The organism is Chryseobacterium taichungense, assembly GCF_900109935.1.
GTDB classification, from domain to species: Bacteria; Bacteroidota; Bacteroidia; order Flavobacteriales; family Weeksellaceae; genus Chryseobacterium; species Chryseobacterium taichungense.
The window spans coordinates 461,833-485,556 of the sequence record NZ_FOBV01000002.1 but is presented as its reverse complement, the minus strand read 5'-3'; the positions used below and the strand labels follow the sequence as shown (position 1 = coordinate 485,556).

The 23,724-nt window shown below is 37.8% G+C and carries 27 protein-coding genes; 10 read left to right on the top strand and 17 right to left on the bottom strand.

Features of this window, described 5'->3' with window-relative positions:
* The first annotated feature begins 58 nt into the window (after window positions 1-58).
* Window positions 59-2,401: a TonB-dependent receptor domain-containing protein gene (locus BMW64_RS05760; RefSeq protein WP_089999060.1), complete on the top strand. Its 2,343-nt coding sequence runs from the start codon at window positions 59-61 to the stop codon at window positions 2,399-2,401.
* 350 nt (window positions 2,402-2,751) lie between these two features.
* Here BMW64_RS05760 and BMW64_RS05755 read toward each other — a convergent pair whose 3' ends face one another.
* On the bottom strand, window positions 2,752-3,168 hold the full coding sequence (locus tag BMW64_RS05755) for a pyridoxamine 5'-phosphate oxidase family protein (RefSeq protein ID WP_089999059.1): 417 nt from the start codon (window positions 3,166-3,168) through the stop codon (window positions 2,752-2,754).
* A gap of 251 nt (window positions 3,169-3,419) precedes the next feature.
* Here BMW64_RS05755 and BMW64_RS05750 point away from each other — a divergent pair, with 251 nt between their 5' ends.
* Entirely contained in the window at window positions 3,420-4,007 is a 588-nt protein-coding gene (locus BMW64_RS05750) for a Crp/Fnr family transcriptional regulator (RefSeq protein WP_089999058.1), read from the top strand.
* 67 nt (window positions 4,008-4,074) lie between these two features.
* Complete coding sequence (locus tag BMW64_RS20840; RefSeq protein ID WP_228400852.1) at window positions 4,075-4,734, top strand: hypothetical protein; 660 nt, start codon at window positions 4,075-4,077, stop codon at window positions 4,732-4,734.
* Between the two features lie 53 nt (window positions 4,735-4,787).
* On the opposite strand, the gene BMW64_RS05740 is transcribed toward BMW64_RS20840, so the two are convergent.
* The gene (locus BMW64_RS05740) at window positions 4,788-5,159 is read right to left on the bottom strand and encodes a winged helix-turn-helix transcriptional regulator (protein ID WP_089999057.1); all 372 of its coding nucleotides are present in this window, start codon (window positions 5,157-5,159) and stop codon (window positions 4,788-4,790) included.
* Between the two features lie 85 nt (window positions 5,160-5,244).
* On the opposite strand from BMW64_RS05740, the gene BMW64_RS05735 reads away from it, so the two are divergent.
* Window positions 5,245-5,787: an NAD(P)H-dependent oxidoreductase gene (locus BMW64_RS05735; protein ID WP_089999056.1), complete on the top strand. Its 543-nt coding sequence runs from the start codon at window positions 5,245-5,247 to the stop codon at window positions 5,785-5,787.
* Between the two features lie 53 nt (window positions 5,788-5,840).
* On the opposite strand, the gene BMW64_RS21030 is transcribed toward BMW64_RS05735, so the two are convergent.
* Window positions 5,841-5,966 carry a hypothetical protein gene (locus BMW64_RS21030; RefSeq protein WP_262484197.1) on the bottom strand — a complete coding sequence of 42 codons (126 nt, stop codon included), beginning with the start codon at window positions 5,964-5,966 and terminating at the stop codon, window positions 5,841-5,843.
* A 201-nt stretch (window positions 5,967-6,167) separates the two neighbouring features.
* Here BMW64_RS21030 and BMW64_RS05730 point away from each other — a divergent pair, with 201 nt between their 5' ends.
* Both BMW64_RS05730 and BMW64_RS05725 read left to right on the top strand, forming a co-directional pair.
* Window positions 6,168-6,941: an SDR family NAD(P)-dependent oxidoreductase gene (locus BMW64_RS05730; protein ID WP_089999055.1), complete on the top strand. Its 774-nt coding sequence runs from the start codon at window positions 6,168-6,170 to the stop codon at window positions 6,939-6,941.
* A gap of 53 nt (window positions 6,942-6,994) precedes the next feature.
* Entirely contained in the window at window positions 6,995-7,915 is a 921-nt protein-coding gene (locus BMW64_RS05725) for a helix-turn-helix domain-containing protein (protein WP_089999054.1), read from the top strand.
* 393 nt (window positions 7,916-8,308) lie between these two features.
* Here BMW64_RS05725 and BMW64_RS05720 read toward each other — a convergent pair whose 3' ends face one another.
* Together BMW64_RS05720 and BMW64_RS05715 are read right to left on the bottom strand one after the other, a co-directional pair.
* Complete coding sequence (locus BMW64_RS05720; protein WP_228400851.1) at window positions 8,309-9,484, bottom strand: MFS transporter; 1,176 nt, start codon at window positions 9,482-9,484, stop codon at window positions 8,309-8,311.
* A gap of 1 nt (window position 9,485) precedes the next feature.
* Complete coding sequence (locus BMW64_RS05715) at window positions 9,486-10,490, bottom strand: alpha/beta hydrolase (protein WP_228400850.1); 1,005 nt, start codon at window positions 10,488-10,490, stop codon at window positions 9,486-9,488.
* A gap of 91 nt (window positions 10,491-10,581) precedes the next feature.
* On the opposite strand from BMW64_RS05715, the gene BMW64_RS05710 reads away from it, so the two are divergent.
* Entirely contained in the window at window positions 10,582-10,962 is a 381-nt protein-coding gene (locus tag BMW64_RS05710; protein WP_089999053.1) for a winged helix-turn-helix transcriptional regulator, read from the top strand.
* 65 nt (window positions 10,963-11,027) lie between these two features.
* On the opposite strand, the gene BMW64_RS05705 is transcribed toward BMW64_RS05710, so the two are convergent.
* The 3 genes from BMW64_RS05705 to BMW64_RS05695 all read right to left on the bottom strand — a co-directional run bounded on the left by BMW64_RS05705 (window position 11,028) and on the right by BMW64_RS05695 (window position 15,330).
* On the bottom strand, window positions 11,028-12,266 hold the full coding sequence (locus BMW64_RS05705; RefSeq protein WP_089999052.1) for an erythromycin esterase family protein: 1,239 nt from the start codon (window positions 12,264-12,266) through the stop codon (window positions 11,028-11,030).
* A gap of 65 nt (window positions 12,267-12,331) precedes the next feature.
* Window positions 12,332-13,228 carry an alpha/beta hydrolase family protein gene (locus BMW64_RS05700; protein ID WP_089999051.1) on the bottom strand — a complete coding sequence of 299 codons (897 nt, stop codon included), beginning with the start codon at window positions 13,226-13,228 and terminating at the stop codon, window positions 12,332-12,334.
* A 104-nt stretch (window positions 13,229-13,332) separates the two neighbouring features.
* On the bottom strand, window positions 13,333-15,330 hold the full coding sequence (locus BMW64_RS05695) for a M4 family metallopeptidase (protein ID WP_089999050.1): 1,998 nt from the start codon (window positions 15,328-15,330) through the stop codon (window positions 13,333-13,335).
* A 359-nt stretch (window positions 15,331-15,689) separates the two neighbouring features.
* Here BMW64_RS05695 and BMW64_RS05690 point away from each other — a divergent pair, with 359 nt between their 5' ends.
* Entirely contained in the window at window positions 15,690-16,130 is a 441-nt protein-coding gene (locus tag BMW64_RS05690) for a DUF305 domain-containing protein (protein WP_089999049.1), read from the top strand.
* 213 nt (window positions 16,131-16,343) lie between these two features.
* On the opposite strand, the gene BMW64_RS05685 is transcribed toward BMW64_RS05690, so the two are convergent.
* Window positions 16,344-16,772: a GNAT family N-acetyltransferase gene (locus BMW64_RS05685; RefSeq protein WP_089999048.1), complete on the bottom strand. Its 429-nt coding sequence runs from the start codon at window positions 16,770-16,772 to the stop codon at window positions 16,344-16,346.
* A complete protein-coding gene (locus BMW64_RS05680) occupies window positions 16,772-17,224 on the bottom strand; it encodes a carboxymuconolactone decarboxylase family protein (protein WP_089999047.1) in 453 nt (150 codons plus the stop codon). Before BMW64_RS05680 ends, BMW64_RS05685 begins: the two co-directional genes overlap by 1 nt.
* Window positions 17,225-17,334: 110 nt before the next feature.
* Between BMW64_RS05680 and BMW64_RS05675 the strand changes: the two genes are divergently transcribed.
* Complete coding sequence (locus tag BMW64_RS05675) at window positions 17,335-17,769, top strand: Lrp/AsnC family transcriptional regulator (RefSeq protein WP_089999046.1); 435 nt, start codon at window positions 17,335-17,337, stop codon at window positions 17,767-17,769.
* Between the two features lie 15 nt (window positions 17,770-17,784).
* Here the strand turns inward: BMW64_RS05675 and BMW64_RS05670 are convergent, their stop codons facing one another.
* The 5 genes from BMW64_RS05670 to BMW64_RS05650 form a co-directional block, all read right to left on the bottom strand.
* A complete protein-coding gene (locus BMW64_RS05670; RefSeq protein WP_089999045.1) occupies window positions 17,785-18,408 on the bottom strand; it encodes a histidine phosphatase family protein in 624 nt (207 codons plus the stop codon).
* A gap of 45 nt (window positions 18,409-18,453) precedes the next feature.
* Entirely contained in the window at window positions 18,454-19,095 is a 642-nt protein-coding gene (locus BMW64_RS05665; RefSeq protein WP_089999044.1) for an alanyl-tRNA editing protein, read from the bottom strand.
* Window positions 19,096-19,158: 63 nt separating this feature from the next.
* Entirely contained in the window at window positions 19,159-19,791 is a 633-nt protein-coding gene (gene catB / locus BMW64_RS05660) for a type B chloramphenicol O-acetyltransferase (RefSeq protein WP_089999043.1), read from the bottom strand.
* Between the two features lie 114 nt (window positions 19,792-19,905).
* On the bottom strand, window positions 19,906-20,373 hold the full coding sequence (locus BMW64_RS05655; protein WP_089999042.1) for a YbaK/EbsC family protein: 468 nt from the start codon (window positions 20,371-20,373) through the stop codon (window positions 19,906-19,908).
* Window positions 20,374-20,526: 153 nt separating this feature from the next.
* Entirely contained in the window at window positions 20,527-21,216 is a 690-nt protein-coding gene (locus BMW64_RS05650; protein ID WP_089999276.1) for an HAD family hydrolase, read from the bottom strand.
* 77 nt (window positions 21,217-21,293) lie between these two features.
* On the opposite strand from BMW64_RS05650, the gene BMW64_RS05645 reads away from it, so the two are divergent.
* Entirely contained in the window at window positions 21,294-21,872 is a 579-nt protein-coding gene (locus BMW64_RS05645) for a Crp/Fnr family transcriptional regulator (RefSeq protein ID WP_089999041.1), read from the top strand.
* A gap of 179 nt (window positions 21,873-22,051) precedes the next feature.
* Here BMW64_RS05645 and BMW64_RS05640 read toward each other — a convergent pair whose 3' ends face one another.
* Window positions 22,052-22,966 (bottom strand): helix-turn-helix domain-containing protein, encoded by a 915-nt coding sequence (locus BMW64_RS05640; RefSeq protein ID WP_089999275.1) that lies wholly within the window; start codon window positions 22,964-22,966, stop codon window positions 22,052-22,054.
* A gap of 17 nt (window positions 22,967-22,983) precedes the next feature.
* Window positions 22,984-23,721 carry an SDR family oxidoreductase gene (locus BMW64_RS05635; protein ID WP_089999040.1) on the bottom strand — a complete coding sequence of 246 codons (738 nt, stop codon included), beginning with the start codon at window positions 23,719-23,721 and terminating at the stop codon, window positions 22,984-22,986.
* Between the last annotated feature and the right edge of the window lie 3 nt (window positions 23,722-23,724).

Below are 23,724 nucleotides of genomic sequence, written 5' to 3'. Positions count from 1 at the left end.
GTTGCATGTAACAGGGAGTTGCTCAGAATTGTCATAATAATGAACTATTAATACAATCATGAAGAAGACATTGCTTTCAGTTATTTTAATAACTCCTTTTCTCGCTTTCTCACAAAGTATCACAGGAAAGATCACACGATCAGGGAATGAGGTTTCATATGCAGAGATCATTGCCTCTAAAAATCAAATCAAGCAAACTATCATCTCCGACGAAAAAGGAAATTTCACTCTGAAACTTCCTGAAAATGGAATTTATCAAATAGTTTGTATTCTTGACGGTATCGAAGTTTTAAAAGATGATATCACGGTCAACGGCACTACAAAACACGATTTTGCTCTTGAAAATAAGCCCGAAAAAGAGATCGAAGGCGTAGTCGTAACGGCGAAAAAGAAATTGATTGAAAGAAAAGCGGACCGGTTGGTCTTTAATATTGCCAGTTCTATTGCTTCGCAGGGAATGGATGGCATAGAAGCGCTCAACAACACACCACAGGTCAGAGTGGATGAAAATACGGGCATCTCCATGGTCGGGAAAAGCGGGATTGCAGTGATGATCAATGACAGGATGCTGAACCTTACAGGAACTGAGCTTATCAATTACCTTAAAGGTCTGCGTTCGGAAAACATCGAAAAAATAGAGGTCATTACCGCACCGCCGTCCAAATATGAAGCTCAGGGGAATAGCGGACTGATTAATATCGTTCTGAAGAAAAACCAGAACTTGGGCTGGAGCGGCAACCTGACAACCAGTCTTTTTCAGACCACCTATGCCGGATTTTCCAATTCCGCAACGGTCAATTATCAAGGTGAAAAACTAAGGTCATCACTGAAGCTCAGGCAATATGACAGCCAGAAACATTCGTACGAGAACTACAAGATCGCAGGTATTGACGGAATGACAAGCTCAGATGACAGGAGAGATTTCTGGAACGGCGGCGGACTTAATTATAGCATAGACTACGAGCTCAATAAAAAATCAAGTCTGGGGTTGGTCTACGATTACGGAATAGGAAACTCCGGAATGGATATAACGAACACTTCAGATTATTTTCAAAAAGGGAACTATGCCAACACACTCTCTACTTACGCAGAGCATCGCACCAAAAATAAAAACAACACCATAAGCGCCTACTATGACCTGAAATTCGGAAAGCGGGATAACAAATTGAGTATTACAGGAAATTATTTTTCCAATACGCCCGAAAGCAATATCGATTTCACAACGGTAGACAATTCCGGCAATGCCTTCACAGTAAAAACACCATCTGAACTCAATTATAAAATATATTCCGGTCAGGCCGATCTCACGTTTCCGTTTGAATTTGCAAAGACAGAGGCCGGTATTAAATTCACCACCTTTGATAACAACTCTGACATCAGATACCAGAATCTGATCAACGGAACCTATATTACAGATCCGCTGAGAACCAATCTGTTTAATTATAAAGAAAAGAATTATGCTGCATATATGAGTCTGGAAAAGCAACTGGCAGAAAGATGGACTGTCAAAGCAGGCTTAAGATATGAATATTCGACCGTCAACGGTGTATCAGCCTCCACCGGGCAGCAGACAGAAAATTCTTATGGTAAACTGTTTCCAACCTTCTATCTATCATACAAAGCTGACGATGACAACACTTTCAATATCAATTACTCAAAAAGGATCAACCGGCCGGGCTTCCGTGCCATCAATCCATTTCGATGGTATACTAATATTAACTCCTACTATTCCGGAAACCCGGCTTTAAATCCTTCGATCAATCATAATTTTGAACTTTCTTACCTGTATAAAGGGAAATTTTCTGCCTCTGCGTATTTTCAGAGAGAATTAGATGCTTTCAGCCAGCTCGTAGTTTTAGATGGAGAAAATAAGACCAGCAACTTCTATAATTTCTTTAATAAAAACAGTACCGGCATTTCCGTAAGTTTTTCAGACACTTTATTCAGTTTCTGGGAATTAAATTATTCAGGTGATTTCTCTCATATGGAAACGCAGGTTTTTGCGACCGATGCAGCTTCCAGAAAAGGAAACAGCACGACTTTCAATCTCCAGAATAGTTTTGCCTTAAAAAAAGACAAAACAATCCAGTTTTTTATGAATTACTGGTTCCGACTGCCTTCAAATATGGGTAATGTTTATTCATATTTTGTCGGAAATTTCACATCCGGCGTCAAATTAAATATAATGAACAAAGATCTTCAGATGAATGTATATGTTTCTGATATATTCCGCCAGGCTAAAAGTCACGGGGAGATTTACTATGAGAGCTCAATCCACTCATTCAACAATTACTATGACGGACGGAACCTGACCGTTTCGTTGACCTACAGTTTTGGAAATAAAAAAGTAAAAGCACAGGATCGAAATGTTAAATTTGAGGAAAAGAACAGAGCGAATTAAGAATGATCAATTGGCTTATATCTTTTAAAAATCATAATAAGTAAAATTTAACAGGATTGGCATTAAATATGAATGATTTAGATTATTAACCTTTAAATTTATTGTCAATGGGAATTAAGCCAGGTCCAAAAAAGACAGCGGAGTCAACAGGCAAATTAGACCAACGCCAGAGAGATAATAAGGAGACTCCAAAAAACAAAACTGCTTTGAAACCTCATCACCATAAAAAAGGTGATTAGATCAAGCATACTAAAATTTTTATTTCATAACAAATCCCGACATTGGTCGGGATTTGTGTTATTCAATACGTTTATTCTCTAGTCCATTTCAGGTAATGAACAATAATTTAATTATGCAATGTATTCACCTTCTTCCTCTTTGTGCCAGAATCGAACCCTGCTTGCTCGCACTTTGATCAGACAGATACCTGGAGTATCGACGCCTTCCGGAAACCATTGGTCTAGGCCTTCAACCCATTTTTCTTTTAGTGTATCCTTATTCTTTATAATTTCACCGGTACCGGTACATTCGATAAATAACATATCATCAGTCTGGTATATAAGATTGACATGCTTATTTTCTTTAATCTGGTCGACTTTATGACTATCTTCATAGGTGAAGAACCAGGAGTCGCCGTCATACTCAACTTTACCGTTATTGCTCATAGGCCTTGAATAAGAGACTTGTTGTTCGTCCTGTGTGACCATCATACAGAAATCGAGATTCTTCATTCTTTCTGCAATGGTTTTCAATGATGCTTTTTTCATAATAATATCTTGGTTAAGTGGTGATCATATCCTGAGCTCACAAATAGCAAGGATATCGATCTGATTTATTTGCACAGACCAAAATCCGTACCGATACATGATCGCTCGTTCGTTACCATTCTTTATTATTGTCGCATCTTTTCTGTAAGATTGTCTGGCAATTCCATTTCCTAAAATCACCATGATCTTTTAAAAGCGTTTTAAACAGTATCATTAAATTAGTTATTTTTAAATATAAAACATCTGTCAAAATGATAAGCCCAACCGATCCAAAACCATCAGATTTTTTTCAATTCGTAGAACATCATTGCCGATTGGATGAAAAAGCCGGCATTGCATTACATTCTAAAATTAGAGAACAAGCATATAAAAAAGCGGATATTCTTGTAGAGGAAGGGAAGATCTGCAATAAAATATACTTTTTAAATACTGGACTTGTAAAAACAACATTGACTACTGACAGCCGGGAATTTACGATGCGCTTCTTTTCGGAGGGCAATGTGTTTTCAGTGTTAGATAGTTTTATTCAACAAAAACCTTCCATTTACGATATTGTAGCACTGGAAGATTCTATGGTAAGCTATATTCTCTATGATGATCTTCAAACATTATGTCAGGAGTATCACCAGATCGAAACATTTTACCGCAAGGTCCTTTCTATGGCAGTTATTGAAATGATGAGCCGTGTGGGCCATTCGCTGGAGGAAACGGGAGTTGTTGCATATAACAGATTTTTAAAAGATCAGGGGCATCTCCTACAGCGGATCAGTCTGGCCGACCTTGCCTCCTATCTGGGAATTACCCAAGTTTCCTTGAGCAGGATCCGGAGGGTGAAATAGCGATTTTATCATTTGATAAATGCAGGCTCTAAGCGGATATGTAATTTGGCCAAAAATTCATACCGCTATGATTCATCCATTGTTCTTTAATAAAAAACTCAGCGTTGCTTTAGTACTCGTCATTACCATTGTTACCCCGATAGCAGGATATTTTTCCATAGGACTTCCACCGGTCATTATCGTTGGCGGCTCAGCACTTATCGCATTTTTTTGCTGGCATAGGACCTATCTACGGAATCCTGTCAGTCCATCATTGATGTTACCACTCTTTGTTCTTACGGTAGCCGCATTGCAGATCCATATTATTGAAGAATATCAGATGGGCTTCGCTCCCGCAATGAGCCGCCTATTCGGAATTCCATGGAGTGAAAAAAGTTTCCTCATGGTGTTTGCGCTGGTAGGACCTACCATTTATACGCTGACCTCCTTGGGTTTATATTACAGAATTCCGATCGCCGGATTTGTAGCCTGGTTTATTTTCATCGGTCCTGGTGTCGCTGAATTTACGCACTTTATTTTTCCATTAATCGCGCCTGATCTTTTTCCACATAACCCCCATCCCATCACGGGTTCAATTAAAGGATCTGTGATCGAAAACATGCCTAATTTTTACTATAAGACGACGGGAAAATACTACTTTCCCGGGATGTGGACAGCCATTCTGCCGATGATCCCGGGATGTTTTGCTATTATTAAATTACTTACATTCCGGAAGAAGACCCGTTAATACTATTACAGATAGGTTAAGTCAAGCTGAATGTAGAAGATTTCTTTTTGCATTCAGCTAGTGATAAATTTGCCTTTGTCAATAACGACTTTGTTTCCCCACTCTGTTATCGCTTCCAGGACAGGAACAAAACTTTTACCAAATTCAGTGAGACTGTATACCACTTTGACCGGTGGTTTCTCGCCATAGACCTTTCTCGTGACAAAGCCGTCTTTCTCCAATTGTTTTAACTGAATACTCAGGGTCATTTCAGTGACCGACGGCATTTTCCTTCGGAGCTCACTGTATCTTTTCACTTGATCTTTTAGATGGTAAAGTATAACTGCTTTCCATTTACCACCTATTAGATCCATTGTAAGACTAACGGTGCAGGGATATATTTTTTCATTGACCTCCACCATATTGGCTAAGCATTCTGTCTTCATAATGGTTTTATTTAACCTATCTGTTTCGATAGTTATTGCAGATGCAATATACTAAAAATACCTTTGTAACTATAAATATTATAGTATGGCATTAATTATCTTAGCACATCCAAAGTTTGAAAGTTCGGTTGCTAACAAAACAGTTGCGGATGAACTCCAAAGCGGTACGGATATCGAAATCAGAAATATCCATGACCTGTATCCGGATTATAAAATTGATGTAAAAGCGGAACAGGATGCGCTTTTAAGACACCAGACCATCGTATTTCAATATCCTTTTTACTGGTATAATATGCCTGGCATTTTAAAACACTGGTTTGATGAGGTATTTGAGTATCAGTTTGCCTACGGATCACGCGGAGACAAACTTAAAGGTAAAAACTTTATTCCAAGCTTTACGGTGGGCTCATCAGAAAGCAGCTACAATATTTTGGGATCACAACATTTCAGGGTTTACGAGTTCTGCAAAAACCTTGAACAAACAGCCCTTTTTGCGCAAATGAATTATATAGATCCTATGTATTTTTATGAAACTTCCATAACAGCTGGGTTTTCAGAAGAGGATATTAGAAACAGGGCAATACAACACGCTAAAAAGTTACTATCGAGAATAATTGAATTGCAATAGAAACAAATTATCAGTTTTCCTTATTATTTTTCTGACTTTAAACATTTGATAGCCTAGATTTTCTCAAGATGATAACGATAGATGATATTAACCGTTGCATTCAGCTTCAAAGCATTGCTGAAGATCCCAATGACAGAGGCAGGCGAACAAACCGGATACATGATCTCTTGTTCTGACATAGATGAATCATTCAAAAAAATTCCTAACAAAGATATTGTTATTTGTCACTAAATAAAAGGTGTTCGTCTTACAGAAGTTTCAACTTTTCTGTAAAATAAATAAAATATCCTTGATTGGGCTTCAAGTAGTCTCGATTGGGTTACACCAGTTTTCGTTTTAATATCCATCTTTGCTTCATTAATGTTAAAAAAATAAGAATTATGCAAGACAATGAAAATAAAGTGGCACTGGTATCGGGCGCGAACACCGGTGTGGGATTTCAGATCGCTAAAGCCCTTGTAGAAAATGGTTATAAAGTGTATGTCGGATCGCGTGACCTGCAAAAGGGTAAAGAAGCCGTAGAACAATTGGGCGGATCGTCAAAAGCGATCCAGCTGGATATTACGGATTCAGGGTCTATCCATTCCGCGGTGGAGATCGTCAAAAAAGAATACGGATACCTGACCTTATTGGTCAACAATGCCGCAGTCTCCCATGCGGGTACTCCTGGACGGACATTGGAAGAGATCATGAATGCACAGCGTGCGAGCATAGCACCGATCAGCGAACTGAAGAAAGTTTGGGATACCAACGTATTTGGAACGTTAGCTTTGACGCAGGCTTTTTTGCCGCTACTGCACAAGGCCCCAAGTGCAAGGATCGTCACTGTTTCCAGTGCTTTGGGATCACTGACTATTAATTCGAACCCTGAAAACCCTTACCGTTCAAATTTTGATGCCGTATATGGAGCTTCAAAAACTGCGCTCAACGGGATCTTTCTTTCCCTGGCAATCGACCTGGAGAACACCGGCATCAAGGTGCATCTGGTAAGCCCTGGATTTACGGCTACGGCGCTCAATAATTTTCAGGGAACGGATTCTGTAGAGGAAGGTTCGAAGGAACCGATCCGGGTAGCTTTGGCCGAGGACCTTCCGACGGGAAGCTTTACAGGTCCTGCTGATTTCAGTGGTAAGGACCATATCCTGCCTTGGTAGTTTTAACATAAAACCTATGATCGCCGGTCATAGGTTTTTTATACATTTATAGTATGAAATCTAAAGAAGATAAGCTGATACGCTTTATATCAATATCGGAAAGCCATCAGGCGTTCGGACTGCCGGCACCTCAGCACCCTTTGATCAGCCTTGTCCATTTCAATCAGGACAACCCTTTTAATACGTCAATGGCACCGATCTATGATGTCCTGAGTTTTTATAAGATCACCTTTATTACAAGAAACAGAGGAAGGCTGAAGTACGGAAGAAACTATTATGATTACGATGAGGGCAGCATGCTGTTCATGGCGCCTAATCAGTTAGTAGGAAGTACAGAGTACAACAGCGAGACCTATTGTTATATTTTACTGATCCACCCCGATTTTTTGCTGGGTCATCCTATTGCCCGAAAAATAAAGCAGTATAGTTATTTTTCCTATACCTCCAATGAGGCACTCCATCTTTCCGATAGTGAAAGAGAGGTCATTCTTTCCGTTTACAGGATCATGGAACAGGAGCTTAACAGCCGCGTGGATGAATTCAGCCAGGAGGTCGTGATTGCGCAGCTAGAGTTGCTTCTGAGCTACGTCAACAGGTTTTATAAAAGGCAGTTTATCACCCGAAAGGCGGTCAATAACGATATTCTACAGAGAACGGAAACTATTCTCGATGACTACCTCAATACCCAGGCATCACTTCATCGGGGGCTTCCGACCGTACAATACCTCTCGGATCAGCTAAAGATATCACCCGGGTATCTAAGTGACCTGTTACGCTCATTGATCGGACAGAATGCACAGCAGTACATTCGGGGCAAGGTCATTGAAAAAGCAAAGGAGAGGCTAACCAATACTGACCTGACGGTGGCCGAGATCGCTTATGAACTAGGGTTTGAGCATCCGCAGTCATTCAGCAAGATGTTCAGGGTGAGGACCGGCCTCTCGCCTTTGGAATTCCGTACGTCTTTTGATTGATATCTTTTGTAATAACCTGGATATGGCTAATATCTAAGCACTTTATCTCAATTTTTATAAAAAGAAAAATAATTCTGCACACTAAAGTACATCACTGGCTTCAATTCTATTCTAATTATTGTAAGGTTCTTCAGTTATAGTAGCTGTGTTAGCACGGACTTACGTACTTGAACTTGCAAAAGATAGAAGATGCTTTTTCTTGTATCCAATAAAGAACATTTATTTTAAGGTTATGGTAACCAATGACCAATAGCAAGTTTAGGAATTAAACAAGGAATCGTTCTGAAAAAAGGCATAAGTCTCTGGTAATAGTTACTTTATTTTTAATTCCTCATTAACTTCCGAAACAGTTTTTTGACCTTTTTTTTAATTTTTCAATATTAAGAAGTCAAATCAATCTAATTTTAAATTCTCTCTTTTCTCATAAAAATGTCTGAAGATCATCATCAGAAAAGCCAATGCCCCAAACACAAAACTAATCCAAGGATTGTATTCGACACCTCTGGTTATGATCATCCAGCCACCCAAAGTTGTTCCTAACGTTACTCCCAAATTTCCGAATGAAGTTGCCAAACTGTTGGCGAATTCCAGGGAATCGGGAGCTGATGAGATCATATAGGCGGATGCATTGAGAAAACTTGGCGAATACATAAAGCCCCAAAGTCCAACCACAGCAATAATTGATAATAAATTATCATTCGAAAAGTATAACAGGACAGGAACTATTAGTGTTCCGGACAGGAAGAAAGCCATCGTTCCCGTCACATTCTTATTAAGCATTTTACCGGCGATCCATGTTGACAAAACACCGATAATCCCGAAGACAAACAGCATATAACTTATCATGCTTTCGTTCATTCCTTTTGCTTTATTCAAATAATCCGAAAAATAACTGTAGGTGGAAAACCATGCGGTGATCATGAAAAAGTTAGCTGCAGTACTTAGAATAAATGCCGGCTGAGTTAGGATCTTGATTTGTGTCCCATAGGATCTTTTCTTTTTGACAGGCATTGAAGGAAGCATAAAATAGATCACAACTAAGGCAATCAAGCTTATAACCGTCTGGATCATAAAAGAATATTCCCACGACCATAAGCTCGAAATCCAAGTGGCAAATGGTACCGTGGTCACCATTGCAACCGCTACCCCACTGAACACAATGCTCATGAATTCATTTTTTTCATCGTCATTGGCGTTAGAAACAGCAACAGATAAAGCGGTGGCAATATAGACCGGCTGTAAAAATGCAGGAAGGATTCTTATCAGCATCAAAACCCAAAATGGAGGCGAGAACGAGGAGACCAGACCTGTGATCAGGAAAATAGCTATGGAGGCTAGCATGATCTTTTTGCGATCAATTCCTGAGGCCAGCAAGGTCATGAATGGTCCGGTAAGGGCAATGACCAAAGCAAAGGCACTTAAGAGATAACCCGCCTTATCGATGCTTATTTTATAATATTCAGCGATCTGCGGTAAAATTCCAATCACTCCGAATTCGGTAGTAATAACGGCAATAAAGCCCAAACAACCGATATATGCATATTTCTTCATATAAAATTCTCTGGGCATATTACTTTGAATTTTCTTTCGTAAATGCCGCAATATCCTGAGCCGCCTCTCTGGTTTCTTTTAAAATAGCTCCCATGTGCATAAAACCATGGACCATTTCTTTGTAGACAACAGTTTTGACCTGAACACCAGATACTCTCATATTCTCAGCCAGTTGCTGTCCTTCATCTCGCAAAGGATCGTGTTCGGATAATAGAACGAGCGTTGGTGGTGTATTTTTAAAATCTTTGATCAATAAAGGAATTGCTAATGGGTTTTCCTGGTCCTTAGGATTTGCCAAGTACCAGTTCCAGGCTCTTATGCCTTCTTCTTTATTGATGATAGGTCCATTTTCATACTCTTTCCATGATGTTGTATTGAACCTGTTATCCGCCGCCGGATAGATCAACACCTGAAATTTCAGCTGGTCGCCAATCTGCGTTGATAGACTTGCCGCCAAGGCTCCCCCGGCACTGTCGCCAATAACCCCTATCTTATTCTTATCCAGATGTAAATGGTCTGCATTATCAATGATCCATTGAGTGACCGACCGGGCATCATCGAAACCAGCAGGGAAAGGGTTTTCGGGAGCCAAACGATAATCAACAAAGATGATGGCAGCCCCCGTGGCATTGGCCAATTGACGAACAATAGCATCATGGGTCTCAAAACTTCCTGAAACAAACCAACCGCCATGAAGATAAATGATTGCTGACGACTTTTCATTTTCAATTCCGTTCGGCCTGTAAATTCTCACAGGAATTTCGTGATCCTCTTGAGGAATATCAAATTCTTCTATCATTCTAACCGCTTCTTTTTTGCCACCGAGCTGAATAGCCATTGTCTCATATCCTTTGCGGCTCACATCTAAGGGATTTCCGCCTTCAAATACATGGATCTTTTGCAGATTTTCGACTATTTTGGTTATTTCCGGAGTTAATGTAATTTTACTCATTTTGTCACTTTGTTTTATTGTTTTACAGGAAACTAATCCTGCTATCGTTAGCGTTACAACAAGTTTTTTCATATTCTATTTAAAATTTTAGGCAAAATTAAATAGAAGCCATACATTTGTATAGTACACAGCCAATTGTATGGTACAAACAAATTTGTAAGTAATGGGAAAAAGAAAGGAAAATTCAACGAATAGCATCAATGAACAGTATATTATGACAGAGTGCGATCTAACTTATGCTATCTGCAAAATCGGAGGCAGATGGAAATTACTGATCCTGTGCAAACTTGAACATGGAAAACTCCGGTTTAGTGAGATCCGGAATCGCATCACAGGAATTACGGAAAGAATGCTGACATTACAACTTCGTGAATTGGAACGAGAAGGGCTGGTAAAAAGAACAGTGCATGCGGAAGTCCCACCAAGAGTCGACTATGAATTAACAGCAATTGCAAATGAACTCGTCCCCATTTGGAAACAATTAAGTGATTGGGGTAATAAACATAAAAATTTAATCAGGGAAGAAATGCTCAACGACAAGTAATTACATGTTTTTAAGATACGTATGAAATAATCCTGTCCTTCACTTTATCTGTTGTACCTTTCATATCAATGCTCTGTCAATAAATTTGAGTGCGTAGATTTATTGATAAAAACCAAATAGTCAAAAGAATCTGCAATATTTGTTTTTCTAAACTCATTATTTTCAGTTCCAGAGCCGGTTTTACGAAACAGAATCTTTTTTAATATCCATTTTCCCAGTTCATTATTATCTGCCTTTATAGATTTTAAATCTAAAACAAAATAGGGTATATTTAATGAGTTTAAATTATATTCTAAACTACCTTGTGGTGCTGTTTGTGATGTGAATGTTCCTACCTTTTTATTTATGCTTGCCGTGTAATTTCCTTCATAAAATGCAAATCCAAAGTTCACATAATTATTTTGATATTTTTTGTTTATATGAAAGCCCATTGAAAAGGAATTTTCTTTAGAAACATGGAAATTATGAGCAGATACGATTATCTTACTTGGAGTATAGTTTTGTTTGATCCAATCTATATTTTCAGCCATAAATTTATCTCTGGTTACTGAACTGCCAACTTGTATTTTTTGCCTAATGATTGTGATATTCTGTAAATATCTTTTTTTGATTTCTGCATCATCAATATTCACAGCCTTTTGGGAAACTTTATCTAATAAATCATTAATAGTAACTTGATTTTTAGCCGTATACCTTCTTTGACCGCGGTTCTTCTCTTTCAAAACTTTAAACAGATTGTTAAAATCATCCAACTCATAATTATTTGTTTTATAAATATCTCTAATCCCCTGTAATGCTCCAAAATAATGTTGCATATCAAAGCCATCAAATAGTACTTTGTTATTTGTATTTTCATTGTAAATTTTTAACCATTCAACAAAATTTAAGGTTTCCTGGGTTTGCCAAAGCCAAAAATACATTCCGCTTAAAATATGTCGTGGAGAATCTATATTTTTACTAATATAATTATTCATTAAATAACTTTCCGGCATATTTGCTTCTAGAGAAAAAATATTATAGTTTAAATTTTTGATTAAATACTCACTTATACGATATTTCATTTTATACACTTCACTTGAGCCGTGAGTTGATTCGCCTAAACCAACAATTTTAGAGTTTCCGATAAATTTGTCTAAAACTTTTAAATCTTCTTCATTGGCTGTAGATGGTTCATAAGTCGAAAGTGGATAAATAAATTTAGTAATATATTTTTTTTGCTCATCGGTTAATTCATTCCCCTTTTGTGCTTGAATTGCATAAAAAGAAAATATAAAAAGAATTATTAAATAGATTTTTATTTTCATTTATTTAGATCGTTAGTGGTTAGATAGACAGATACCTTTCTTTTTAAAGTTGTAAATAATAAATTTTATAATTTAGTTTTAAACCAATTGGAAATATCTGTCAACAGTTCATCTGTATGACTGTTTATTCCATGATTTTCATCTTCATAGATTTTTAATCTTGCGGAAATATTGTTTTGCGAAAGTTTTTGATATAAGTCAAACGCATTGGAAACGTTTACCTTCTCATCTTTTGCGCCGTGAATAATAAAATGAGAGGAGGATTTCCTTTTCATTTTTTCAATAGCGATTAACGGTGAACGTTTTTCTAATTCCAGTTTCGGATTTTCATTGTAGCCCGGAATCAGTTGCTGATATAAAGACTTCATATCTGCGCGATCTTTTTGGTCAAGGTCTGCGATTCCTGCAATTGAAATACAGGACTTTATTACATCGGTTTCCTTAAGCACCAAAAAATTGGTCATCACGCCGCGACTTATCCCTATCATTCCGATTCTTGACTGATCTGCATTTGGAAGGGTCTTTATGATATCTAAAATGCTTAAAACATCATTAATATCTTTTCCTCCAAATTCATCCTGACCTTCACTCAATCCACTGCCACGAAGCTGTGAGCCCATAACAATGAAACCTTGCTCTGCAATTTTACCCAGAAAATCCGTCATCATTTGTATGGACACCAAACCAAGTTCCCGATTTCCGCCACGATTAAATACAATTACCGGATATTTTCCTTCTTTTTTTGGCTGAATGAGAAATCCTCTGATTTTTAAATTATCGAAAGACTTATAATCAAATCCGTAAAATTGCAGAGAATTTAAATACTCATATTCTTTTTTAAGTTTTTTCTCATTCGTGTCGCGGTATACTTCGTAATCAAGAGGAAGTCTTTCTTCTAACTTTACACTTTGTGAAAAAACGAAATTAGATATCAGAAGGCATATAAAAAATTTATAATTCATGTTTTAAGTGATATGTATATTTTGTATCATAAACGGTTTGGGCCTGGCGATATATTTAAAAAACCAACATTAATCTATTGAAAAACAATTATTTAAAATAAACGTTATTCAAATATTAGTTTCTTGGTAAAAGTTTCATTTGTTTCAGAAACAAATTTTAAGAGATATACACCTGCCTTTATTCCGTTAGCAGAGATTCTGTTTTTTCCCTTGCTCAACTTTTCACTTTTTCTGATTAATTTTCCAGACATATCAAAAATTTCAAAACTCCAATCACTGCTATTGCTATCTATAGTATATATTCCATCCTTTATCGGATTTGGATAAATTTTTATTCCATTTTCAGAAAATAGATTTGTCTCATTCGTTGCAAGTACACCATTTCCAATTCCTACTGCATACCAGGCTTTGACATTTTGATTCTGTTCGTTGCTTGTTGCACCATATAAATCTGTAACAGCTTGCTTGGTTCCGTTATAAGCATCAATATATGAAGAGTTAGGAGTTAAGTAAGTAGTAAGAGTTCTGTAGATTATTTTTTCCGCTTTTTGAATGGAGATCCCGGTCACGTTAAATGCATTTCCAATATCATTGGTACCGGAACCACCCATTGAAAGTAAATAAAACCAATAATTTCCTACTCCACTATTTGTGTGTACACCACCAAAATCGGTTGTATTATCATATGGAGGTGCCGTACTTGCCCAATAAGTTCCTAAATATGTGTCAGGTTGTTGTGACCCCAATACCGCCGGTCCTGAATTCGGATTGGACATACTTCTTATAAAAGTACCTATAACAGGTTTGGGTATTCCTTCTCCAACAGTCCAATTTGGATTAACTCCAGAATAAAATTCAATAGCGGTACCAAACATATCAGCAATAGATTCATTTAATGCACCCGACTCAGCTTGATAATTCAAACCACCCATCCCATTTCTACCAATAATCAGGTGTGAATATTCATGTCCTGCGATATCCAAACCAACTACAGGATTTGAATAAGCCGCCGAGCCATTCACCATCCCATTTCCATAAACCATTGCAACAATGCCCTGTGTATCTATCGCTGCCGCCTGAGCCCCGTTAACAGGTTGGTTTGGCGTATTAAAATTAATATTGTAGTAATTTCTTATTATCGAACCGTTACCATCATAGCTTACCCGGTTATGTTTATTAATATAGTAATCATAAGCATTTTTCATCCCCCAATGTACTTCAACCGCAGGTTTTGTAGCTGTTTCGGTAAAATTCGGTGTATTACTTGTGTATTCTGTGATGTTTCCAGTTAATTCACCTGTAGAAAGATTCCCGTTACCGTCCCAGTCAGTACCATTTAGTGTATGAATATTTCTAGTATTGTCTTTTAGACGGAAACTCCCATTATGTGAGTCAACTGTAATTTGCTGGTTGCCTTTATACAGGGTTGCACTCGTAGAAGGGGTATCAACATGCAATATCTTTGGAAGTTTTTTTACAATTTCTTTAGATGTATTATCGATGAAGTATAAGTAGCTTTTCAGCGGTTTCATAGAAAGTGCATTAATCTGAGAGGTTAAATGCAGCTCGGTTTTCCTATCTTTAATTACCTTAGTAATTACCTGCTCAAAATCGGTGTAAGTTATCTTTGAGGCTTTAAGGTTTTCTGAAACTATAGATTCAACGATACTCTTGGATAATGTTGGAACAATATCAAGTTTAATATTCTGCGAAAGTTCACCATTTACATAAGTCAGTTTCCCATTTTTTGAGTGAAGAAGAATAATTTCGTCGACAACTTTTATACCCTTATAATAATGCTGATAAGCGGCGTGACTAATTCCCAAGTCATCTGTAATATTACTAATTAATGTGTAAGTATGATCACTGTCTGTCCCGAGCCATTTTGAAAAATGATTCATTAAAAAATCTACAGAAGCATCCTCGTTTTGGAAATTTCCATGAAAATTTCCTAATGAACTATCAAAAATAAGTTTAGGTAAATTATTATAGATTTCAGCTTTTTCATTGTTTTGGTTTTGCGCATTTACAAAAGTAAACGGGATTACGCCAAGGGCAATTGTTAGGGATAATGTGCGAATAAATGTTATTAATTTTTTCATAAGATTGAAGATTTGAATATTTAATTTGAGCAAATATGGATTCGCTTATCATTTTTTGTACAATTTAGTAACGTGCTTTCTGAGATCTACGGTTGTGTTTTTGGCGAGTTTAAATTCTTATCGAAATCTCTCATGTACCAGTTTGTATCTGTAAGACGGCAAAATTTGAAAATGGTTGCCCAAAATAAAAAAGTTGCATTTTTTTATTATACTTACTATCTTATATCTTGTAGATGGGCAACTGTTGGATAACTTGAGGATATGGGGCAAAGTTAGCAATTCGGTTACCGACTGGTAAAAAGCATTAGAGAATATAATAAGGTCTGCTATTTGCTGTTAATTAATTAAAATCCAAGATTATGAGCTATAAAAAATTATTCATTACACTCTCAATCTCAGCTGTTCTGATGTATTTGATGATGTTCTTAAACATGAATTCCATTAACGATTATTATACTAGCCTTACCAGAATCTATATGGCACTGATGATGGTGAGTCCTATGGCAATCCTTATGATCATTATGATGGGAAAGATGTATCCCAACAAAAAGTACAATAGTATTATAATCGTAGTTTCAGCCTTAATTTTTGTACTCACTCTCACAGGTCTCAGAATGCAGATACCTATTAACGATGAACAATATCTTAAAGCCATGATTCCTCACCATTCCTCTGCAATTATGACCAGCAGAAATGCAGACATCAAAGATCCTGAGGTCAGAAAACTCGCTGACAGCATCATCAAATCGCAGCAGAGGGAGATTGATGAAATGAACAGAATGATCAAGAGATTACGGTAAGTATTAGCATTTAAGTGAACTGCTTGGCAGAAAAATAAAACCGAGTATATTCTCGAAATTATTGAGTTGCCCGAGATCAATTCAATTTGTTCTTCGGGTAAGATTCCAAATGGTAAGACGTCCATAATTTCTTCCTTGTATAAAACTATCAAATTAGCAGACAATATGATTGATACCACATACCCTTTTCTCATTAACACAATCGTTTAATTGTTATATTTTCTTTAGTGTATAAATATTGCTTTCCTTTCTACTGAAACCCAGCTTTTCATATAAGCTGATGGCCGAAGTTCGGTGCTCTTCGGTAAAGAGCAATACTTCACTCAGCTGCTGCTCGCTGGAGATGGCCATCAGCTTTTCGATGAGCCTCATCCCGATTCCTATTCCACGATAATTCTCATCCACGATCACATCTTCGATCCAGCCCTTCTTACCCGAAATTACCTTATAGATAGCCATGGAAGCAATTCCCACGATTCTATCCTCTATGAAACATCCGAGCAATGTCACTGGGTTGTTCTCCATTAAAATCTCATCCAGTTTAAGCTGTTTTTTGTCAGGACTCAGTTGTTTAAATAGCTCATAAACCTGAGACTGGGTATTTGCGTTGAGACTGGTTTTATTTAAAACGACGATTTGCATTATTCTATATCTTTTAATTTTACAGCTGCTTCTGCTTGTAGGTCCTCAGTTAGATCCATTGTTTTTCCCAGCTTTTGTGACGCATTTATAAAGGCAATGAAAACACATAATTCCGAAATTTCTTCATCCGAAAAATATTCCCTGAGCATCTCAAAATGTGCATCCGAGATAGAACGGTGATCTATGCAAAATAATTCGGCAAAAGAAACCGCCATAGAGATCTTCATCTGTGATTCGTCAAAATCAGGTTTTCCGCCTTTTACCATGCAGTATTCACAACCATTTCCAAAAGCCATTGTTCTTCGAACCTGCTCTAACAAATCCGGGTCCAACAACGTTTTCTTCCATAAGGTTTCCTCCAGATCATTCCACTTTTTAAGAAGATCGGTATTGTGCCCGATAAGTCTTTCAAATGGAGTGTTTCCATTGTTCGAAAATTTTATTCTTGTCATATTTTTTATTTATATCACAAATTTCAATATTTAAACATACTTGATAAAACGGAATTAATGGAATTATTTATTAATTTTGATTGATTCAATTGATAATATTTAATTTTAAAATGAAAATAACTTTAGATGATTTTGACCAAAAGATTCTTCAGATTTTAAGCCAGAATTCAAGGCTTAGTTATGCCGAAATAGGAAGACTAATTTCGCTGTCACAATCTGCAACAAAAGAGCGCGTGATGAATTTGGTTGATAATGGGATAATACGTCAGTTCAGCGTGGAAATAGACCATCAGAAATTAGGTTATGATCTGAAGGTACTGATCAGTATGAAATTTAAAAATGATGATTTCAGAAAATTTACTGCAGATCTGGAGAAATTTCCGGAAGTTCTGAACTGCAAAAGAGTTACGGGCGAATATTGCCTAATTACCGAATGTATCTTACGGGACAGTTTTCACCTTGAAAACCTTATAGACAGGCTAATCCCCTATGGAATCCCAACGACATCCATTCAACTTTCAGAAATAAACCGGCAGAAAATTTAAAACCAAAGAAAAAAACTAAAAAGGCAGCATATATGAAGCATCGCTCAACCTTTTAATGATTTTCTTGCCACTTGATTTTCGGTATAGGAAAGAAACCCCACCGCTGATTCCGGATAGGTCAATATCATTGAGCATTTCCGGATCCAAGCCTAACCACATCACATTAAAGATGCTCAGGGTATCGCCGTGCGAAACAATGATGATATTTTCATTGTCACTTGATATGATCTCATTGTAGAAAGGCAATAGTCTGTTCCAAACATCAAATCTGGATTCCGCATCGCTGAAGCATTTGTCGTAGATTGTTTTTTCTTCGTTTTCAATGTTTTCTTTCAGCCATCGGACAGATTTGCCGATCGCCTTGCCAAGGCTTCTCTCCTTCAGCGCATCGATCAGCTTGGAAGTGCTGCGTAACTCTTTCCCAAGAATTTCGGCAGTTTGTCTTGTCCTTTTGAGAGGTGATGAATAGATTGCAAACCTGATGTCCTGAAATTCGTTCCTGATATTGCGTGCGATGTTTTCCGCCTGAATGATTCCCTTTTCAGTCAGTTCCCAGTCAGTCCATGAGCCGATCATGCCATTTGTATGATGAATGGATTCTGGGTGTTGGATCGTGATTATATTTTTATTTAAAAGCATTGATCTATTGCCGTTTAAAACAAAATTAGAATTATACGCAAATTTTCAGGCCAGATAAATTTCGATCCTTTCTTTATTTTTCCCCTGCCCGCTCCTTTTTAATTTTAAAGAACCAAGCTCACCGGTCTTTTTGATATGCGTTCCACCACAGGCTACCTGACCAAAACCGTCAATTTTCCAGTATCGCCTTTCTTCTGCTTCGTCACTGAACGCGCTTACAATGACCCTATCTGCAAGAACGATCTCTTCTAACTTTTGTTCCAATACCGGAAACATCTCCGAGATATTACTGGGCCATATAAAGTCGATCCTCGATTTTTCTGAGGTTATGTTTGCGCCTATTTTCTCAGGCCTGTCGAAGTGCTGATTCACAAGTTCCAAAACGAGTTCCGCAGCAAAATGAAGCTTCATAATTTTATAACGCTTGTCCCAGTCTATTTTTACTTCTACAATATCGCCAGGTTTCAGATGATGGCCTTCCTCGATCGTGTAGAAGATTTCTTTGCCGGATTTTTGGGCCTTAACGATTTTAAAGCTGTTGATCGTTCCGTCGTCTGACTGTTGTCCACCAGAAAACGCATAGGCAATGGTCTCCTTTAATGTTACCACATTACCGGATACGCCGGTAAGAGTTGTTGTCAACTCAGTCTGATAGGGATCTTCCCAGAATATTTTTCTTACTGTCATGGTTGTTAGGTTGTTTTGTTAAACTTGATTAAAGCCTATCTGTTTATAAGATTGAAAAACCTCTCAGGCATTATCATACTTTTTATAAAAATCATACAGGCCGTCGATATTGCTGTCACATAGCAAAGGGATTGCTTTTTTCAGAAGCTCTTCATCCCAATGCCACCATTGCATCTCCAGGAGCTTATCAATATGTTCATCAGAAAATCTTTTCCTGATCTGTTTTGCGGGATTGCCGCCGACAACCGAATAAGGTTCCACATCTTTGGTTACTAAAGCCCTGCTTCCGATGACGGCTCCGTCTCCGACCGTTATACCAGGCATGATCATGGCCTCACTACCGATCCACACATCATTTCCTATGACGGTATCTCCCGTTCTTTGAAATCCGTCAGCAGCATTTCTAAAATCTTCTTCTGACATATAGAAAAACGGGAATGTTGAGATCCAATCGTGCCGGTGTCCCTGGTTTCCGGCCATGATAAAACTGGCACCGCTCCCTATCGAACAAAAGGAGCCTATAATGAGCTTGTCCACATCGTCCCGGTCGGGCATCAGATATCTTGCACAATCATCAAAGGAATGACCGTGGTAGTATCCCGAATAGTAAGAATATTTACCAGCGATGATATTTGGGTTTTTAATATGATCCTTAATGATTTTTCCCTTGAAAGGACTTTCGAAGAAATTTTCCATTTAGCTTTACTGTAGTTATACAAATTTATAAAAACAAAAAAATCATCCTGCCAAGACCACTTCTATAAGTCAATGCTACATTCGATTTCCAATGGTTTGGCCAGTATAAATCTATCACTCTTTAGTAACGTTGACCCATCTTACATATTCAGAACTCTGTTCCAGCTCTGCAATTGAAAGTTTTATAGCAGAATTGCCACTGCCGCACGCAGGATACACCCATTCAAAATGCTTTAGAGAATCGTCAAGATAAACATTGACTCCCTGCTTTACGCCAAAAGGACAAACGCCGCCGACAGGATGCCCTACCAACAGCTCTACATCTTCGGAGGAAAGCATTTTTGCCTTTAGCCCAAACTCATCTTTAAACTTCCTGCCGTCTATTCTGGCCGTGCCGGAAGCAACGATCAGGATAACACCGCCACTTTTATCGTAAAAGCTGACCGACTTTGCAATTTCGCTGCCTATCACTCCCAATGCCTTAGCAGCAAGTTCGACGGTTGCACTTGACTGATCAAGGATTGTGATATCGTTATCTTTCTTCCACTTACTTAAATGCTCTTTTGCAGTTTCTATGCTCATTGCTTTGATCGAATTTTAATTTTTCCTTTTTGTTAAATAAAGCATTGTTCCAGATTGCTAAGTATGCTGATTAAACAAAAATAAGAAAACGATTTTTGAAAATCAGCCGAACCTGCCAGGGTATTCTTAATTTGTAACATCAATCCTCATTTTCTATAAATAACTTAGAATATCGGCAATACTTTTCAACTCCATAAAATTTTCGTGCTTCAAAACAGGTTCATGCTGCTCGTGAGCCCAGGTGACGTGGTAAGGAATATGTGCTGCATAGCCACCCAGCTCCAGAACAGGCAACATGTCGGATTTAATGGAATTCCCCAACATCAGGAAATTTTCCGGTTTGCAGTCGAGATGTTTTAATAATTTCTGGTAATCGCTTACTTTTTTATCACTCATGATTTCGATATGATGAAAATAACCTTCCAGTCCCGAGTTTTTCAGTTTCCGTTCCTGATCCAGCAGATCACCTTTAGTAGCTACGATTAACCTGTAATTGCCTTTCAGCTTATCCAGAGTTTCAGACACGCCGGATAGCAATTCGATGGGTTTCTGCAATAATTCATGTCCTATAGAGACGATTTCATCAATTAATTTCACCGGAATCGTAGCGTTGGAAATTCTGCTTGCAGTCTCGATCATGCACAGAACAAATCCTTTCACACCATAGCCGTAAAGGTGCAGGTTTTTCATTTCAGTTTTAAACAATTCCTGCGACACAGAATGTTGAGGCAAATAGTCTTCCAGTAATCTGCAGAATTGTTTCTCAGCTTCCTGAAAATAGGGTTCATTGCTCCACAATGTATCATCTGCATCGAAAGCGATCGTTTTAATCTTGTTTTTCATTTCTTTATTTTTGTATTTTGAAAAAGCAAAATTCAGAAAAGCAATAACCTGAAAAAAGGACATTTGTCCCGACCGATATGTTACGAACCAACCAATCTTTTTTGAAATATGTCCAGGAACTTTACGAACAGCAGGTACGTAAGGAAAATATTATGATAAGGCAATATGCCAAAGAACAGAGGTTGTTTTCTCAAAATGAAAACGCAACAAAGGTAATGGTCATCAGAGATGGCATTACCAAATGTTTTTTTACGGAACATAACGATAAGGAATATATCGTCGAATTTTTAGGCACTGGCGAGATCATCGGTGAAATTGAGCTTATCCGGCAGATCGCATGCTTATGCAGCATTGAAGCGGTAACAGACGTCACGGTTTATGCCATCAGTATCGATTATTTTTCACAGCTTATTAATAACAGCCTTCAACTGAACAACCTGTTGCTGGATGTATTTGCCAAACGTATTATAGATACGTCAAGCAGAGCTTCCTATCAGCAGGTCTACACTATTGAACACAGTCTGACTAAGCTTTTAGACCTGCAATCCAAACAGGAAATTTCTATTTCAAAAGAAGATATGGCCTCTTATCTTGGAGTTACTGTTAGAAGTCTGAACAGGACATTGAAAAACATTTGTCATAAAAATATATATTGATTTCATACTGAAAAAACAAAATACTCTTATCTGAATATTTATGTACATCATTATCATCCATGCCAATCGTGATATTGATGGGCTTCTGATTGAGTTCTGCACGCCAATGAACCAATAAAAATGGATAAAACGGCTCAGTGACAGGATTAGGATTTCAGATGTATGAACATCACCAATCTTTAACTAAACGACTGTCTGAACTCCACCGGCGAAATATTGGTCTTGGTCTTGAAAAGTTTACTGAATGACTGTGAATGTTCAAAGCCCAGCTCATAAGCAATTTCCGAAACTGAAAGATTCGTTGTTGATAATTTTTCCTTGGCTTTCTCGATGATGGCATTTTGAATGTACTGTTGTGTATTGAAACCTGTCAATGAACGCAACATGTCACTCAGATAACGCTGCGAAAGCTTCAATTCACCACTGATGTGTTTCACGGACGGCAAGCCGTTTTTCAAACTGTTTCCTTCCTCAAAATAATCATCTAAAAGCTTGTCCAGAGAAGTGATAATATCGTGATTGATTGCTTTCCTTGTAATAAACTGCCTGTTGTAAAAACGATTGCTGTAATTTAACAACAATTCTAGCTGTGATACCAGAACATCCTGACTGAAACTGTCGATATTGCTGTTCAGTTCATCAGCTACAGAAGCAAATAAACGGGCTATAATTTCTTTTTCTTTTGCAGACAGAAACAAAGCTTCAGAAACATCATAAGAGAAAAAACCATATTGGTGTATGGTTTTTCCTAATGGATAAGTTCGGATGAAATCAGGATGAAAATACAAAGCAATTCCTTCATAACTTCCCATATCTTCCGGTGGGGAAACGATCTGTTTCGGCTTTAAAAACGCCAGGCCGCCTTCTTCAAAATCGTAAAAGCCCTGTCCGTACTTTATTTGTCCTTTGAATGTTGTCTTAAAGGATATTTTATAAAAGTCAAGGCTTATTTTTTGCCCTTTTGGAAATGTTTCCATTGGTACATGATGGTAGTCGACCAGCGCGACCATGGGATGCAATGGTGCAGGAAGTTCCAATAGTCGCATCAGTTGCGATATACTTTTAATGTTATGGATTTCAGATGGTGTTTGCATTTCTTTTACGAATGTAATCAATTTTGTTTTGACGGGCGAATCACAATTTCGCCAATTTCAACGTCGTCTGGCTGGCTAACTGCATAAATCACTGCGTTCGCAATAGCTATAGGATCAATAGCCATTTGCTCCATTCCTTGTTGAATGGCTGCCTTCATTTCTTCGTTCCTGATGTTGCTTGCAAAGTCTGTATTCACGTAGCCCGGCGATATTCCTGTAATACGGATCTTCCCATCCGATTCCTGACGAAACGCTTCTCCTATAGTGCGAATGGCGTTTTTCGTCCCGGCATAAACGCCCATCATGGGAGTAATTTTTATACCTGCCGTTGAGATAATATTGACGATATGCCCCGCTTGCTGTTGTTGGAAGACCGGAATTGCAGCCGCCATTCCATATAAAACGCCTTTAAGATTAATGTCGATCATTTCTTCCCAACCTTCAATATCTAGATCATCGATGCGATTTAACTGACTAATGCCGGCATTATTTATCATTACATCGAGTTTTCCGTATTGCTCGACTGCCTTAGTAACCAGTTGAACCAAATCAGCTTTATTCTTTACGTCGATTGTTGTAAAAGAGGCTTCACCACCTTTACTTTTTATATCTTCAACCAATTGTTGCAAGCGTTCCGTTCGTCTTGCACCTAAAACAACTTTAGCCCCTTTTTCTGCTAATTCAACGGCGATGGCTTTACCCATTCCACTGCTTGCCCCGGTAATGGCAACAACTTTTCCTTTAATATTTTGCATTTT